The organism is Campylobacter sp. VBCF_06 NA8 (assembly GCF_027737825.1).
In the GTDB taxonomy this organism is placed as follows: Bacteria; Campylobacterota; Campylobacteria; order Campylobacterales; family Campylobacteraceae; genus Campylobacter_B.
Map to the genome: position 1 here is coordinate 93,019 of NZ_JAOVUB010000004.1, position 15,480 is coordinate 108,498.

Sequence of the window (15,480 nt, forward strand, 5' to 3'; positions counted from 1 at the left end):
TTTTGTGATTAAATTTGGCGGTAATTGTAGCATAAAAAAATTTAAATATGCCCAAAGACAAGAATTTTTATGATATAATGTCGCATTTATCAGAAAAGGAAAATTTATGATAATAGATGAAATTTTATTATCAAGGCTCGAAAAATTAGCTGCTTTAAAAATCCCTGATGAAAAACGAAATGAGTTTATCGGTCAGTTAAATAAGGTAGTAGATTTTGTCGAAATTTTAAACGAATTAAAATTAGATGGTGAGGAAGTAGCCATAACTACTTTAAAGGGCGGAACTCCGTTTCGCGAGGATGAGCCACGCGCTAGCGATGTTCGCTCTATTATTCTGGGACACGCACCTTCAAGCGAGGGTGATTATTTTGTAGTGCCTAAAATTATTGATTAGAAAGGAAAAGTATGGAAGATCCAAGAAAAAATCTAGTAGATATCGAAACCTTATTAAAGACAGTTGTTTTTAATAAAGCTTCTGACTTGCACCTAGTTTCTCGCTCAGCACCGCAAATCCGAATAGATGGAACGCTTCGTCCTTTGGCTATGGATAGCCTTAGCGGAAGTGATATCGAGTATATTTGCTATGCGATGATTACAGATCAACAAAAAAGCGATTTAGAGGAAAACAAAGAGCTTGACTTCGCGATTGAGTTGCCAAATATCGGACGCTTTCGTGGAAACTACTATTACACTATGAACGGCGATTTGGCCGCTGCATTTCGTATTATTCCTATCGATATCCCTAGCCTTGATGATTTGAAGGCTCCAAGCATTTTTAAAGAGGTTGTAAAACGCGAAAAGGGTATGATTTTGGTCACTGGTCCGACAGGATCTGGTAAATCAACGACTTTGGCAGCTATGCTAAATGAAATCAACGAAAAAGAGCGCAAGCACATTATCACGGTTGAAGACCCAGTCGAGTTCGTGCATCAAAACAAAAAATCTCTATTTTCTCACAGAAATATCGGCACGGATACACACTCTTATGCGCAAGCTTTGAAATTCTCACTTCGTGAAGACCCTGATATTATCCTAGTCGGTGAGATGCGTGATAGGGAGACGATTTCTATTGCTATTACTGCGGCTGAGACAGGACACTTGGTTTTTGGCACACTTCACACAAACTCAGCAATCCAAACAATCAACCGTATCATCGATAGCTTCGATGGCGGTGAGCAACTTCAAGTGCGAAACATGCTTTCAGTTTCATTAACTGCGGTTATTTCGCAATCTTTGCTTCCAAAGCTTGGTGGTGGTCGTATCGCAGTGCATGAAATTTTGATTAACAACAACGCGGTTGCCAACCTAATCCGCGAAAACAAAGTTCATCAAATTTACTCACAAATGCAACTTAACCAACAAAGCACTGGTATGATTACGCAAACACAGGCTATGGTTAAGGCAATCAGAGCAAATCAAATCGCCAAAGAAACGGCATTGCGCTACTCTACAAATTTACAAGAGCTTATCGGCGTTGTGGGTGCGTGATTATGGAAGGTATAAATTGGTTTGACGCCATTGTAGTGGGTCTGATAATCCTTTTTGGATTAAGGGGTCTTACAAATGGCATTATGAAGGAAATTTTTGGAATTTTAGGTTTGATTGGTGGTTTGTGGATCGCTGTGCGCTACAAAGAGATGGCAGGGGCGTGGATAGCTAGCAAAGTCCCTGCATTGCAAAACGCAAATGGAATTTTCTCCGGCGATACTACTCAGACTTTAATCGGATTTTTGGCTGTGCTTTTTGGCGTGTGGATCATCTGTCTGATTTTGGGCGAGATTATCTCAAAACTCTTTAAATGGAGTGGGCTAGGATTTGTCGATAGAATCGGTGGATTTGCATTTAGCGTGGCTAAAATTTTCTTAATTTTTGCCGTTATCGTAACCTTTGCAAGAGGTCCTATGATGCTAAACGAGCAGACAAAGAAATTTTTCGAAACTAGCGCAGTCGCTCCGGTGCTACTAAGCGTGGGCAAGTGGATTATGGATTTAAAAGACGACCCAGTAGTCAAAGAAAATTTGCAAAGTTTAGAGCAAAAAGCTAGTGAAATTTTAACCCCAAGCGAAGATAATGCGACAGAAATTCAAAACAATATTTCAAACGAGGTTTTTGATATCAATCAAAGCTTGGATTTAAATGTAAGTGAAGGGAGATTGTAATGGACACTAAAATCGAAAATTTAGAATTTGACGCGCTTTTGCTTGAATTTAAAAAAGCACTTAGCGATAATGGCTTAAAATATACAAAACAGCGCGAGGTTTTGCTAAGAACGCTTTATAATAGCAATACGCACTTTACGCCAGAGGCTTTGCATAGCGAGATCAAGGCGAAAAATCCTGAGCTAAATGTAGGTATCGCCACAGTGTATCGCACGCTAAATTTGCTCGAAGAATCAGGTATGGCGACATCGATTACTTTCGGTGCGCAAGGCAAAAAATTCGAACTTGCAAACAAACCGCACCATGATCACCTAATCTGCAAAAGTTGCAACAAAATCGTCGAATTCCGCGACGCTAGTATCGAGAAAAAACAAATCCAAATCGCCAAAGAAAATGGCTTTGTCCTAACTGGCCATATTATGCAGCTTTACGGAATCTGTGCTGATTGCGTGGCAAAAAGGAAATAATTTGTTCGACTCACAATTAGAAATCCAAAGAATAGATAAATCAAACGAATTGCGAAATTTAGGGGTAAATCCATACCCTCATTTTTTAAAGCGAGATATGAAAATCGTAGAATTTCGCGAGAAATTTGCTGATATTGCAAACAAAGAAGAAAAAAAATCAGATGAGATTGTCGTTTTAGCAGGGCGTTTGAAACTAAAAAGAGTTGCGGGAAAATCGACATTTGCAAATATCGAAGACGAAAGCGGAAATATTCAAATTTATTATTCGCGCGACAGTATCGGCGAGGAAGATTACGCTAAATTTAAGAAAAATCTCGAAGTAGGCGATATCATCACCGTTACAGGATACGCCTTTATCACGCAAACTGGCGAGTTTTCGATACATGCTTCAAATATCAAACTAGCTTCAAAAGCGATTTCTCCACTACCTGAGAAATTCCACGGCCTAGTAGATATCGAAATGCGATACCGCCAACGCTACCTCGATATGATAATGAACCCAGAGGTTAGAAGCGATTTTATCAAACGCTCTGTCATAATCCGTGAAATTCGCAACTTTTTCGAGGCGCATGGATTTTTGGAAGTAGAAACTCCGATGATGCACCCAATCGCAGGTGGCGCAAACGCGAAGCCTTTTATCACGCACCACAACGCTCTTGATGTGGATAGATACCTGCGAATCGCACCTGAACTTTATCTAAAACGCCTAATCGTAGGCGGTATGGAAGCTGTTTTTGAAATCAATAGAAATTTCCGCAACGAGGGCATGGATTTAACGCATAATCCTGAATTTACCAGCATTGAGTTTTACTGGGCATGGCATGATTATAATGATGTCATGGATCTGACACAAAATTTAATCTGGGCTGTGATGGATAAGCTAGGACTTGATAAAAAGCTTCAATACGACGAGCTTGAAATCGACTTTACCAAGCCTTTTGCGCGCATAAAATACCTTGATGCGCTGGTTGAAATAGGCGGATTGGATCCTGAGATTATAAATGATAAAGACAAAATTTTAGCAAAGCTTAAAGCTGATAAATTCGAAGTCAATGAAAAGCTCGATTTGGGCCACTTGCAAAGCGAACTTTTCGATAATTATGTCGAAGCCAAGCTCATAGATCCGACCTTTATCGTGGATTTTCCTATCGAGATTAGCCCGCTTGCAAGAAGGAGCGACGAAAATCCAAAAATTGCCGAGAGATTTGAACTATATATCGCTGGCAAGGAGATTGCAAACGCATTTAATGAGCTAAACGATCCACTTGATCAATTTGAGAGATTTAAGGCGCAAATCGACGCTAAAAATGCAGGCGATGACGAAGCGCACGAAATGGACGCTGATTATGTCAAAGCACTAAGCTATGCTATGCCACCTACCGCTGGTTGGGGGCTTGGGATTGATAGATTGGTGATGATTTTATTAAATAAAAAATCTATTCGAGATGTTATTTTGTTTCCAGCTATGAAACCGTTAAATTCAGATAAGGAGTAAAAATGTTGGCAGATTTTGATAAAGAAATTTTTGATTTGATGAGCAAGGAGCTAGCTCGTCAATGCGACCATTTGGAGATGATTGCAAGTGAGAATTTCACTTACCCAGAAGTTATGCAGGTAATGGGCTCAGTGCTATCAAACAAATACGCAGAGGGCTATCCCGGCAAAAGATATTATGGCGGCTGCGAATTTGTCGATGAAATCGAAACTATCGCTATTGAAAGATGTAAAAAACTTTTTGGTTGCGAATTTGCAAATGTTCAGCCAAATTCAGGCTCACAAGCAAATCAAGGCGTTTATGGTGCGTTTTTAAAACCGGGCGATAAAATTTTAGGTATGTCTCTTAGCCATGGCGGACACTTGACGCACGGCGCAAAAGTTTCAAGTAGCGGAAAGTATTATGAGAGCTTTGAATACGGCGTCGAGCTAGATGGTCGCATAAACTACGACCGCGTAGCAGACATAGCAAATATCGTAAAACCAAAAATGATAGTTTGTGGTGCAAGCGCCTATACAAGAGAGATAGATTTCGCTAAATTTAGAGAAATCGCCGATAGCGTTGGAGCATTTTTATTCGCAGATGTCGCTCATATTGCCGGGCTTGTGGTCGCAGGCGAGCACGCTCATCCGTTCCCACACTGCCATGTAGTTAGCTCTACCACTCACAAAACACTTCGCGGACCACGCGGTGGAATTATCATGACAAACGATGAAGAATTTGCCAAAAAAATCAACAGCTCGATTTTCCCGGGCATTCAAGGAGGGCCCCTAATGCATGTCATCGCAGGAAAGGCTGTTGGCTTCAAACACAATCTAAGCCCTGAGTGGAAAGTTTATGCAAAACAGGTCAAAGCAAATGCAAAAATTTTAGGCGAAACTTTGGTAAAAAGAGGCTTTGATTTAGTAAGTGGTGGCACGGATAATCATTTGATTTTAGTAAGCTTTTTAAATAAAGAATTTAGCGGAAAAGACGCAGATATAGCACTAGGAAACGCTGGAATTACCGTAAATAAAAACACAGTCCCGGGCGAGATTCGCAGTCCGTTTATCACAAGCGGTATTCGCGTAGGAAGCCCGGCTCTTACATCTCGCGGCATGAAAGAGGCTGAGTTTGAGTTTATCGCAAATAAAATCGCAGATGTGCTTAGCGACATAACAAACACTGAGCTTCAAGCAAAAGTTAAAAAAGAGATTGTGGATTTGGCGCATAAATTTATCATTTACGATAAAGCAATGTATTGATTTTAAGGCGCTTCGTGCGCCTTATTACCCTTTTTAAAAGATTTGTTAAATTTTTTAAAAAGGGTAAATAAATTTTTAGGAGATATTATGACAGATAAATTTGATATGAGCGATATCACTATGAACGGAGCGCCAGGAGACGGCACAGCTAGCCTAAAAAAGCTTTTGACTATTGCGGCCGGAATTATAGTTTTGTTTTTGATAGTTCTTATAATAATGAAAGCTATCAACAAAAACGACATTGATACAAATGCAGCCCTAACAATGCCTAGCGAAGAAGAACTTACTAAAAAAGAAGAGGTAAAAAAAGAGCCGGAGGTTAATGTGGTTAGCAGTGATACTTCTAACGCGCAGCCTCAAACCCTAGCTCCAAAGGTAGAGCCAGCCCCTGCGCCAAAACCAAGCGAGCTTCAAATTTCAAAGGTTGAAATCAAAAATGAAGTAAAAGATGAGCCAAAGCCAGTGGTGCAAAACACTGCCCCTCAAACAAAGGTAGAGATTAAAAAACCTGAGGTCAAAGAAGAGCCAAAACCAGTAGAGATAAAAAAAGAAGAGCCTAAGCCTGTCGTAGTCCAAAGAATCGAGGTTAAAAAAGAAGAACCAAAACCAGAAGAGGTAAAAACCGTAAAAGAGCAGTTGCAAGCTCCAAAGGTTGAAATCAAAAAAGAAGCTCCAAAAGTCGAAGTCAAAAAAGAGGCCCCAAAAACCGAGCCTAAAAAAGCAGAGGTGAAAAAGGCTGAGGTCAAAAAAGATGAGCCTAAAAAGGTAGAGGCGAAAAAACCTGAACCTAAAAAAGAGGAAATCAAAAAAGCCGAAGTCAAAAAAGAGGCTCCAAAAACCGAGCCTAAAAAAGAACCTACCAAAGTAGGCACTGCGGCAAAAACTGCGAATTCGAGCGTGGGGGCTGGAAATTATATCCAAGTTTTCGCTTCGAACTCTTACGATCCAAATAGCTCAGATGTGCGCAAAATCACAGCCAAAGGCTATAATCCAGTGGGTTTAAAAACACAAGTAAATGGCAAAGATGTGGTTAAAATTTTGGTCGGTCCATTTAGTGGGGAAGAGCTAAACAAGGCTATTAGCGACATGCGTGCGGTTAATAGTGGCGCATACATTTACAGAGTGAAATAATGCACAAATTTGCCGTTTTTGGCAATCCGATATCTCACTCCATATCGCCTTTAATGCACAATTTGGCGATTAAAGAGCTAGGCCTTGACGCCTTTTATGGGCGGGTTTTGTTAGAAACAGCCACGGATTTGAAACAAAAATTTCTGAATTTAGGCTTAAATGGCGCGAACATTACCGTGCCTTTTAAGCTGGAAGCTTACAGGATAAGCGATGAGCTAAGCGAGGCGGCTCGCGAGATCGGCTCAGCGAATACTCTCGTGCGAAAAAACTCCAAATTTTACGGATACAATACTGACGCGCCCGGATTTTACGAGGCGATTAGGGAGTTTGGAAGCTTAAAGCGCGTGCTTGTTTTGGGTGCTGGTGGTACGACGCGGGCGATTGGCTATATTTTGGCGAAAAATGGCGTTAAATTTGACATTTTAAACCGCAGCGAAAAAGAGCCAGAAAATTTTAAATGCGAGAATTTTTATACCTACGAAAATTTCAAATTTCAAAGCTATGATTTGGTCGTAAATTCCACAAGCGCAGGGCTAAAAGATGATTTTTTACCAGCCCCAGCCGAAATTTTGGACGCTGTTTTTAAGGAAGCAAAATTCGCATTTGACGCAATTTATGGCAAGATTACGCCGTTTTTGGATTTGGCTAGCACTCACGGCGTTCGCACAAAAGACGGACGCGAAATGCTAATCAACCAAGGCGCATTAGCGTTTAATCTTTTTTATGACAATAAATTTGATGAGAATTTGATTTTAAGCGCAATGTCTAGGGCGATAAATTTAGCCTAAATTTTCTCACAATCTCTGAAAAATTCGCAAATATCGCACTCAAAAAGCTTTGAAAGTTTGTATAAATGAAGTAGATTGAAATGTTTTTTGGCGGTGTAATTTTCCATATTTGCGTAAAATGCGTTTGTTACATGCCCGATGCCAAGGGCAGTTTCTAACTGACTAAGCCCCTTTTGTGTGCGAATTCGTTTGATATTGTTTGCCACGGTTTTAAAAAATTTTTCATCTTGTTCGTTTGTAGTAATTTGTGGCAAGTTTAGCATTTATATCCCCATAGGTAAGTTTTCTATAAGTATAAATTCTTTATAATCCTTTATCAATTATCTATAAATAATTTTCCTATGGGAAATAAGGAGTAAAATATGTTCTATAACATGGCGATTGAATATTTAGTTAATGAAATCAAGAAAAAAAATTTAGGAAACGAAAATACCGATATACAAATTGATGAAGTAATGGTTAGTAATTTTGAAAAAGAATTATCAAAAGATTTTAAAATAGAACAAGAAAAATTGGCAATTTTAACTAAATATGAAGAAGAAAATTTAAAAATTTTAAAAGAATACAAAGAAGAAATTAAATTTTTATATTCATCACAAGAAGAGATAAGAAAAGAAAGGGCTAATTTTTTTGCGAACACTTTAAAAGAAATAATAGCAACATTAAAAAATGAAGAAGTTGATAGCAAAATCGCGTCTATTTGGTTGAATTCATTGGTTGAAAGCTATACAAAAAGTTTAGATTTAAGCGAAAAATTTGCGCAAGAAGGCATTATGGATTTAATAGAAAATTTAAGAAAAAAACGAAAAGAAGTAGTGAATTCTAAAATTCCAAATGTAAATTTAAAAGATGAAAAGAAGTGAAATATCATTAGTCTTAGATAAATTGAAAGAAATTCGCAAAAAGATTATTGATGATTTTTTATTTCAAACAGAATTAGGTGATACTCTACGAGAATATATGTTTAAATATGAAAATGAAAAAACTCTCACAGAAGTCGCTGTTGAACATTATAAAATAAGCATCATAGATTATCATCTTAGATTAACAAATTATGAAAATGAAAAAATCAAAAATGCTCTTATTGAGTTTTTATCATCATACATTATTGGTGAAAAATTAAATGATAAAGATTTATTTAATAATCTTATAAATAAAAAAATAGATAGTCTAAACGCTATTGTTGAATTTAGTAAAAATGCCGATAAAAAAATTAAAAAATTTGAAATTCAACAAGCGAAAGATAGTGCTTTGTTCAAAAGAAAATTAAAAGAACTAGAAAAAAGGAGATAATATGAGCATACTAAATACTCTTGTCAAGGTTGCCGATAAAGTTGGAGATCTTATAAAGGCGCCAATGGATTTGTTATGCGATTGGGGTCATGAACCACTTAAAAAAAGAGAGCATGAAAGAGAGTTAGAAAAAGAAACAAATATTATGCGAACAAAAGCAGAACTTAAAAAACAAGATATGTTACTTAAAACAGATATTGAGATTAAAAAAGCTACTGAGATAAAAAGAATTGAAGCAGAAATTCAGGAGCTTCAAAAAGACAAAGATTTGGCAAGATATGAGAGTTTAATGACTGCTATTGTGAAATATAAAAAATCTCTTTTGGATTTAAATACAACTGCAATAAATTCTTTAAATAATATGCAAATCGATACAAAAGATAAAATTTTAAATTTAATTGCAGAAAAGCAACAAAAATTTGAAAATTTAAGCAAACAGGCAAAACAAGAGATATATCAAGATATAAAACAAATAAAAGATATGTTCTGTGATGATGTAGAGTTACAAAATGAATTAATAAAACCATGTATAGAGAGATTATCTAGTGTAGTTAAAGAAGCACAAGGCTGGGTAGAGATACTACAACAAGATTTATTAAATTTCAATAAACAAAATGAACACCTAATAACACAAGGACATAAATTTATAGAAGAACATATAAATAAGCAAAATTTAGGCAATATTTTAACTTTTAATCAAAAAATGGAAAATCAAAATATAGAAGAAGCAGAAATTATAGAAAATAAAATAAGTTATCAAAGTGATATTTAATCGCTTTGATTATTTGGAAGTGGTAAATTTAGCCAATTTTGACACTGCGCAAGTTACCGAATTTATGGCGCGCGCAGTATCGTTAAAAGGCTAAATTTACTTACTTTTTCGGATTTAAAATCGCGATAAACGGCTCTTTTGCGATTAAATTTGCCACAAATTTCACATCATCGTTGCTAAGGGCGTTTATGCGAGCAGCGTAAATTTCATCATCATAAAACGGATAGCCGAAAAGCTCGTGCGAAGCGATGTTGCTTAGCCAAAAATCGTTGTTTTCGCCGGCTCTTTTCATAGATAAAATTTGCGCTTTTTTGAAATTTTCTAGCTGATCTGCGCTAGTGCCGTTGTGCGCGATATCGGCGACGATTTCTTTGATTCCCTCGATTACCGCTTCCTTGTCCTTTTCATTGCACGAAAACGAGATATTTAACCCAGATTTTATCTGCGGAAACTGCGCGTATGAGGCACTCACGCTGGCTGAGTAGATTAGCCCTTTGGCCTCTCTGATTTTTTCAGTGATTTGCGTTTTTACGGCACTTTCGAAGGCTTTGAGCTTGTATGAGTTTAAAATATCAAACTCGCTCAAATCGTAGTTTAGATAAATCATTCTAACCTCGCTTTTATCGCTATCGCCGTAGTTTTCCTCGATTTTTACGGCGTTTGCGCTAAGCTTTGTTTGGGCGATTTCGCCCCTGCCAGCTTTGCCTTTTAAATTTCCTGCGTATTTGGCTAAAATTTCGGTGATTTTATCTTCGTCAAAATCCCCACTTATCACAAACAAATACTCGCCCCCATTAGCGAAAATTTTATCTGCTAAGCCCCCAAAATGCGCTAAATTCGCACTTTTTACATCGCTTATTTCAAGCGGAGCTTTAAAGCGCAAATCCCCGCTAAATAGCGAATTTACGATTTGTTTGTTGAAGCGAAAATCTATCGTCTCGTCTCTGAGCGCAAGGTTAGATAGCGCGCTACTTTGGTATTTTTCTAGCGAATTTGCGTGGATTTTTGGCGTGCTCATTTTCACAAACAGCTCCCTCATCATCGCCTCGAAATCCTTGCTAGCGCACTCCCCGCTAAACCCGCTAGAAAGTTCGTTTATACCAAAGCGCAAAGAGTAGTTAAACCCGCTAGTAAGCCTCCTGGCCTCGTATTCGTTAAACTCGCCAATAGTGCCTGAATTTAGCAATGCACTTAAAATTTCAGCCTCAGCCTTGCTCGCAAAATTCGAAATTCCGCCTAGTTTTTTCACGCTGATTTGTATGCTATTTTTTTTGCCCAAATTTCGCTTTAAAACCGCCTTGACGCCATTATCGAAATTTAGCGTGGTTATGTTTTTGTCGCTATCGAAATTTTGGCTAAATTTAGCTGGTGAAGGCTCGTTTTCTAAAAGTTTTTTCTCGCCCAGGCCGTTTTTGCTAAAATCAAATGGGGTTGCGTTTTGATAAATTTTATCTATTTCCTCCGCGCTTAAATTTAAATCTTTTGTCGAAATTATCTCCGTAAAGTGCGCCCCGCTCGTGATTTGCTTAAAATATTTATTGACATCGCCTAGCGAAATTTCGCCCAAAATCGCAAGGCTTAAATCATGTTTATCCTGCTTGCCAAGCTTAGTGTTGCCGTTTATTACAAAATCCAAAATTTCATAAATTTGCTTGTTTTGCGTGTCATTTTTGATGAGATTGGTTTGGACGGAGTTGATAAATTCCGCCTTTGCACTCTCAAAATCCCCAGCCGAAAATCCATGCTCCCTAGCGCCCTTAATCGCGCTAAATAGGCTAGTCAGCGTGGCATTTGCGTCGAAATCAAAAATGTTTGCGCCAAAAGAGTAAAGTCTGCGCTCGCCGAATAAATCATCGCTGTCAAATCCCGCTTTTAGGGGGATTTTCGCGCCTATATTTAGGGCATCGTAGCTAAGGCTAAGAAGTTTTGCGATGTAGGTATCAAGCCAGGCTTTTTTCATTTCGCCTATGCTATTTAAGGGGCTGTGCTCGCCGGCAAACACGATATTTACGGCATTTGTGCCAATCTGTGGCTCTACGATGTTTGCATAACCTGCGCCGAATTTTTGCAGGCTTGTATCGCGCGCGATTTTTTTAGAGCGAGGTTTTAAATCGCTAAATTTGGCTTTGATTAAATTTTCGATTTGCGTCGAATTTACATCACCCACGACGATGACGCTCATTAAATTTGGCGCATAATTTCTATCATAAAACGCCCGCAAACTCGCACTTGTCGCGCCCGCTATGGCTTCGTTTTTGCCTATTGGGAAGCGTCTTTGAAAGATCGAGTTTGGATACAAAGACTTGGCTCTTTGCTCGTAAAATCTGGTTTTATAATCCTTTTTTGCCTCTTCTAAAATCACGCCTTTTTCTTTTTCGACCTCGGCTGGATCAAATTTCACGCCCCTAGCGTAATCCCTAAATATCGTGAAAATGTCGTTTAAATTTTCATCGCTCACGCTTGCTTGGATATTGTAGGTCGTGTTTTGAAAGCTAGTTTGGGCGTTTAAATCTGCGCCAAATTTCACGCCTAGGCTTTCTAATTTTTTGACTAGTTCGTTTTTGTCGAAATTTTCGCTGCCGTTAAACGCCATGTGCTCGACAAAGTGCGCAAATCCCTGCTCATCGTCGTTTTCGTCGATACTGCCAGCATTTACATTTAGGTAAAAATATGCGCTGTTTTTGGGGACGGGGTTTTGCTGTATGAAGTATTTTAGGCCGTTTTCTAGGGTGCCTGTGGTTACATTGGCGTCGAATTTCAGTGCTAAATTTGGATCAAGTGATACGGCGAAATTTAGGCTAAATGCCGCGCAAAGTGCGAAAAATATTTTTTTCATAAATTATCCTTTTTAAAAAAGCGAGATTTTAACTGAAAATAGTAAATTTTAAATGAAAAAAGAGAGCTTTTAAAGGCTCTCTTAAAATTTCAATTTTATGGGGATACATAAAGGTGGAGCCTTAGGGGGAAGGCCCCATACGCACGCGTTTGCGTGATAAATTTGGCGCAGGGGGCTGCGCCAAATTTGGAGTTTTATAGTTTGTCTGAGTTTTTGCCTAAATACTCGGCTACGCCTTGTGGGTTAGCCTTCATACCAGCGTCGCCTTTATGCCAGCCAGCTGGGCAGACCTCGCCGTGCTCGTTAGTAAATAGCATAGTATCTACCATACGAATCATCTCGTCGATATTTCTGCCAAGTGGAAGGTCGTTGATGACAGCGTGGCGGATTGTGCCGTCGCTATCTAGCAAAAATGAGCCTCTTAGCGCAACCGCATTGCCAAAAAGCACATCGAAGCTTCTAGCGATATCTTTTGTGATATCTGAAACTAGTGGGAATTGGACTTTGCCGATACCACCTTCATTTACTGGTGTGTTTTTCCATGCAAGATGAACGAACTCGCTATCGCAAGATACGCCGATGACCTCTACGCCTCTATCTTTAAATTCTTTATAGCGTTTGTCAAATGCGATAATCTCGCTAGGGCAAACAAATGTGAAATCTTTTGGATAAAAGAACACAACTGCACCTTTTGGGCCGATGTTTTTGTAAAGGTTGAAGTCCTCTACAATGCTGTTGTCACCAAGAACGGCTTGTGCTGTGAAATCTACTGCTTTTGTAGTTACTAACATGATATTTTCTCCTTAATAATAAAATTTATCATTTGCGAATTATACACATTTTATCTTATAAAAAATTTAAACCAAATTTACACGCAATATAAAATTCAAATCTAATCTAAATTTTTAATGACTTTTTAAAAAATGTGTGTTATTATTTAGGGTATTTTTTGATAAAGGAGAAAAAATGGCAGTAAAAATTACTGATATTTGTATAGCATGCGGTTCTTGTATCGATGAGTGCCCAGTTAGCGCGATTGTTGATGATAGCGATAACCCAACAGGGGCAGACACATACTATGTATATGCTGATAAATGCGTAGAGTGTGTAGGCCACAATGACGAACCAGCCTGTGCAAACGCCTGTCCAACTGACGGCTGTATCGTTTGGAGCGAAGTTGTCGCTGGACAACCAAGCAAAGCTGAAATCGGCGCAGAATTGCGCGGTGGCGATACTCCGGTAGTCGCATAAATACAAATTCAAAATTTTCATGGCTTAAATGCCATGAAAATTTAATTCTTAAATAAATTTTAACCTATTTTAGATATAATCATCCTTTTACAATAAAGGAGTTCGTATGCAACAAACACTATCAATAATTAAGCCAGATGCCGTAAAAAAGGGCGTTATAGGCAAAATCATAGATAGATTTGAAAGCAACGGTTTGCGTATAGCAGCAGCAAAAAAATTGCAATTAAGCGTAGATGACGCAAAAGCGTTTTACGCAGTTCATAAAGATCGCCCATTTTTTGGCGAATTAGTTGATTTTATGGTTAGTGGCCCGGTTGTGGTTATGGTTTTAGAGGGCGAAAACGCAGTAGCTAAAAACCGCGAACTAATGGGTGCAACAAATCCAAAAGAGGCAAAGCCAGGCACAATTCGCGCTGATTTCGCCGAAAGTATCGATGCAAACGCAGTCCATGGTAGTGATAGCCTAGAAAACGCAGTTATTGAGATTGCATTTTTCTTTGCTAAAAAAGAGATTTGCTAAGGTAAAATTTTGAAAATTAGCTTTGTAAAAATCACAAAAGAACCGATTAAATTTGATATCCAAAGTGGCGGTGTTAAATTTAGCGGCGAGTTGCACAAATCAGGAGAAAGCCTGTATAAATGCAACGCCCAAATTTGTGGAGCGATACCATATATTTGTGATCGTTGCGGAAGCGAATTTGAGTTAAGTTTAGACGAAAATGTCGATTTAACGCTAAGCGACGGGATATACAAAGGTTCTGATAGCTTAGATGTAATCGAGTTTTTCGAGGGCAGTATCGACATAGATGAAATTTTACAAAGCGAAGTAGAAGCGATAAAAAGCGACTACTTTTATTGCGACAAATGTAAAGAATTATAAATTTTATAAAGGAGAAAAAATGGCAGTTCCTAAACGAAGAGTGAGTAAAACTCGCGCAGCAAAAAGAAGAACTCATTACACTGTAACTCTACCTGTGCCAGTCAAAGACAAAGACGGTAGCTGGAAGATTCCTCACAGAGTAAATAAAAATACAGGAGAATACTAATCCCATGACGTCGATTGCTATCGACGCAATGGGTGGCGACTTCGGTTGCGAGCCTATTGTATGCGGAGTTATTGAAGCACTAAGAGAGCAAAAATTCAAAGCTTTCTTAGTAGGCGACAAGGCAAGAATCGCCCCTTTTATCCCGGCAGAATTTCAAAAATACATAGAATATGTCCAAACTGACGAAGTTTTCGAGATGAAAGAGGGTGCGACAGATGTTTTAAAGCGCAAAAATTCCACTATTTATCAAGCAGTAGATTTGGTCAGAAATGGCACCTGTAAGGCCGTAGTCTCAGCTGGTCATAGCGGGGCTACGCACAGCCTAGCTACGCTTAGAATCGGTAGAATTCCAGGCATTTCGCGCCCAGCCATTGCTACGCTTTTTCCGACTAGTCAGGGCGGTAAAACGCTGGTTTTAGATGTCGGGGCAAATGTGGATTGCAAACCTGAAAATTTATTCGAATTTGCCGTTATGGGCGAGGCTTACGCAAAAGAGATTATGGGGATTAAAGCCCCTAGAATCGGGCTTTTGTCAAACGGCGAAGAAGATAGCAAAGGTAACGAGGTCAATAAAGAAATTTTCCCAAAACTCAAAAAAATGCAAAATTTCGTCGGTAACGCCGAGGGAAATCAGATTTTCGACGGCTCTGTAGATGTCGTTATCACTGACGGATTTATTGGAAATATCGTCCTTAAAACCAGCGAGGGCATAGCCAGCGCTATGAATAAGCTTATCAAAAAAGAGGCGAAAAAATCGCCGATTGCGATAGCTGGTTCGATTTTGATGAGGCGAGTATTTAAGATAATCAAAAAATCGACCGATTATGATGAAACTGGTGGCGCGCCACTTTTAGGCGTGAAAGAGTGCGTAATCATAAGCCACGGCAAAAGCACGCCAAAAGCGATAAAAAACGCAATTTTTCAAGCGCTTAAATTTTCGGATTCAAACATAAACTCAGTTATCCAAACCCAACTTAGCAACTACAACCAAGGATAAA

At 38.6% G+C, this 15,480-nt stretch carries 19 protein-coding genes; 16 read left to right on the top strand and 3 right to left on the bottom strand.

All coding sequences use genetic code 11. The features are described from left to right. Positions 1–106: 106 nt before the first annotated feature. From gatC to OFO10_RS06635, 8 genes are all read left to right on the top strand, one after another. Positions 107–394, top strand: coding sequence for an Asp-tRNA(Asn)/Glu-tRNA(Gln) amidotransferase subunit GatC (gatC, locus tag OFO10_RS06600; RefSeq protein ID WP_270859743.1), 288 nt, complete (start codon positions 107–109; stop codon positions 392–394). Positions 395–405: 11 nt separating this feature from the next. After that, positions 406–1,488 (top strand): type IV pilus twitching motility protein PilT, encoded by a 1,083-nt coding sequence (locus OFO10_RS06605; RefSeq protein WP_270859742.1) that lies wholly within the window; start codon positions 406–408, stop codon positions 1,486–1,488. A 2-nt stretch (positions 1,489–1,490) separates the two neighbouring features. Further along, positions 1,491–2,159, top strand: a complete 669-nt coding sequence (locus OFO10_RS06610; protein ID WP_270862748.1) for a CvpA family protein — start codon at positions 1,491–1,493, stop codon at positions 2,157–2,159. Further along, the gene (locus OFO10_RS06615) at positions 2,159–2,626 is read left to right on the top strand and encodes a Fur family transcriptional regulator (RefSeq protein WP_270866577.1); all 468 of its coding nucleotides are present in this window, start codon (positions 2,159–2,161) and stop codon (positions 2,624–2,626) included. The genes OFO10_RS06610 and OFO10_RS06615 overlap by 1 nt, the downstream gene beginning before the upstream one ends. A gap of 1 nt (position 2,627) precedes the next feature. Then, positions 2,628–4,121 (top strand): lysine--tRNA ligase, encoded by a 1,494-nt coding sequence (gene lysS, locus OFO10_RS06620; protein ID WP_270866578.1) that lies wholly within the window; start codon positions 2,628–2,630, stop codon positions 4,119–4,121. A gap of 2 nt (positions 4,122–4,123) precedes the next feature. Next, entirely contained in the window at positions 4,124–5,365 is a 1,242-nt protein-coding gene (locus OFO10_RS06625; RefSeq protein ID WP_270866579.1) for a serine hydroxymethyltransferase, read from the top strand. 87 nt (positions 5,366–5,452) lie between these two features. After that, positions 5,453–6,496, top strand: coding sequence for an SPOR domain-containing protein (locus OFO10_RS06630; protein WP_270866580.1), 1,044 nt, complete (start codon positions 5,453–5,455; stop codon positions 6,494–6,496). Further along, entirely contained in the window at positions 6,496–7,284 is a 789-nt protein-coding gene (locus OFO10_RS06635; protein ID WP_270866581.1) for a shikimate dehydrogenase, read from the top strand. Before OFO10_RS06630 ends, OFO10_RS06635 begins: the two co-directional genes overlap by 1 nt. On the opposite strand, the gene OFO10_RS06640 is transcribed toward OFO10_RS06635, so the two are convergent. Continuing rightward, entirely contained in the window at positions 7,281–7,547 is a 267-nt protein-coding gene (locus tag OFO10_RS06640; protein ID WP_270866582.1) for a helix-turn-helix transcriptional regulator, read from the bottom strand. The two genes, OFO10_RS06635 and OFO10_RS06640, sit on opposite strands and share 4 nt — an antisense overlap. 99 nt (positions 7,548–7,646) lie before the next feature. Here OFO10_RS06640 and OFO10_RS06645 point away from each other — a divergent pair, with 99 nt between their 5' ends. Genes OFO10_RS06645 through OFO10_RS06655 form a run of 3 tightly spaced genes read left to right on the top strand, consistent with a single transcriptional unit; the run spans position 7,647 to position 9,349 of the window. Then, on the top strand, positions 7,647–8,147 hold the full coding sequence (locus tag OFO10_RS06645; RefSeq protein WP_270866583.1) for a hypothetical protein: 501 nt from the start codon (positions 7,647–7,649) through the stop codon (positions 8,145–8,147). After that, positions 8,134–8,577 (top strand): hypothetical protein, encoded by a 444-nt coding sequence (locus tag OFO10_RS06650; RefSeq protein WP_270866584.1) that lies wholly within the window; start codon positions 8,134–8,136, stop codon positions 8,575–8,577. The genes OFO10_RS06645 and OFO10_RS06650 overlap by 14 nt, the downstream gene beginning before the upstream one ends. A 1-nt stretch (position 8,578) precedes the next feature. Next, a complete protein-coding gene (locus OFO10_RS06655; RefSeq protein ID WP_270866585.1) occupies positions 8,579–9,349 on the top strand; it encodes a hypothetical protein in 771 nt (256 codons plus the stop codon). 100 nt (positions 9,350–9,449) lie between these two features. On the opposite strand, the gene OFO10_RS06660 is transcribed toward OFO10_RS06655, so the two are convergent. Beyond that, entirely contained in the window at positions 9,450–12,185 is a 2,736-nt protein-coding gene (locus tag OFO10_RS06660; RefSeq protein ID WP_270866586.1) for a M16 family metallopeptidase, read from the bottom strand. Positions 12,186–12,379: 194 nt separating this feature from the next. Continuing rightward, the gene (locus OFO10_RS06665; RefSeq protein ID WP_270859734.1) at positions 12,380–12,976 is read right to left on the bottom strand and encodes a peroxiredoxin; all 597 of its coding nucleotides are present in this window, start codon (positions 12,974–12,976) and stop codon (positions 12,380–12,382) included. Positions 12,977–13,151: 175 nt separating this feature from the next. Between OFO10_RS06665 and OFO10_RS06670 the strand changes: the two genes are divergently transcribed. From OFO10_RS06670 to plsX, 5 genes are all read left to right on the top strand, one after another. Beyond that, on the top strand, positions 13,152–13,436 hold the full coding sequence (locus OFO10_RS06670) for a DUF362 domain-containing protein (RefSeq protein WP_270859733.1): 285 nt from the start codon (positions 13,152–13,154) through the stop codon (positions 13,434–13,436). Positions 13,437–13,542: 106 nt separating this feature from the next. Then, a complete protein-coding gene (ndk, locus tag OFO10_RS06675) occupies positions 13,543–13,956 on the top strand; it encodes a nucleoside-diphosphate kinase (protein WP_270866587.1) in 414 nt (137 codons plus the stop codon). Positions 13,957–13,965: 9 nt separating this feature from the next. After that, positions 13,966–14,316 (top strand): YceD family protein, encoded by a 351-nt coding sequence (locus OFO10_RS06680; protein WP_270866588.1) that lies wholly within the window; start codon positions 13,966–13,968, stop codon positions 14,314–14,316. 19 nt (positions 14,317–14,335) lie between these two features. After that, positions 14,336–14,482 (top strand): 50S ribosomal protein L32, encoded by a 147-nt coding sequence (gene rpmF / locus OFO10_RS06685; RefSeq protein WP_270859730.1) that lies wholly within the window; start codon positions 14,336–14,338, stop codon positions 14,480–14,482. 4 nt (positions 14,483–14,486) lie between these two features. Continuing rightward, positions 14,487–15,479, top strand: coding sequence for a phosphate acyltransferase PlsX (gene plsX / locus OFO10_RS06690; protein ID WP_270866589.1), 993 nt, complete (start codon positions 14,487–14,489; stop codon positions 15,477–15,479). The last annotated feature ends 1 nt before the right edge of the window (position 15,480 follow it).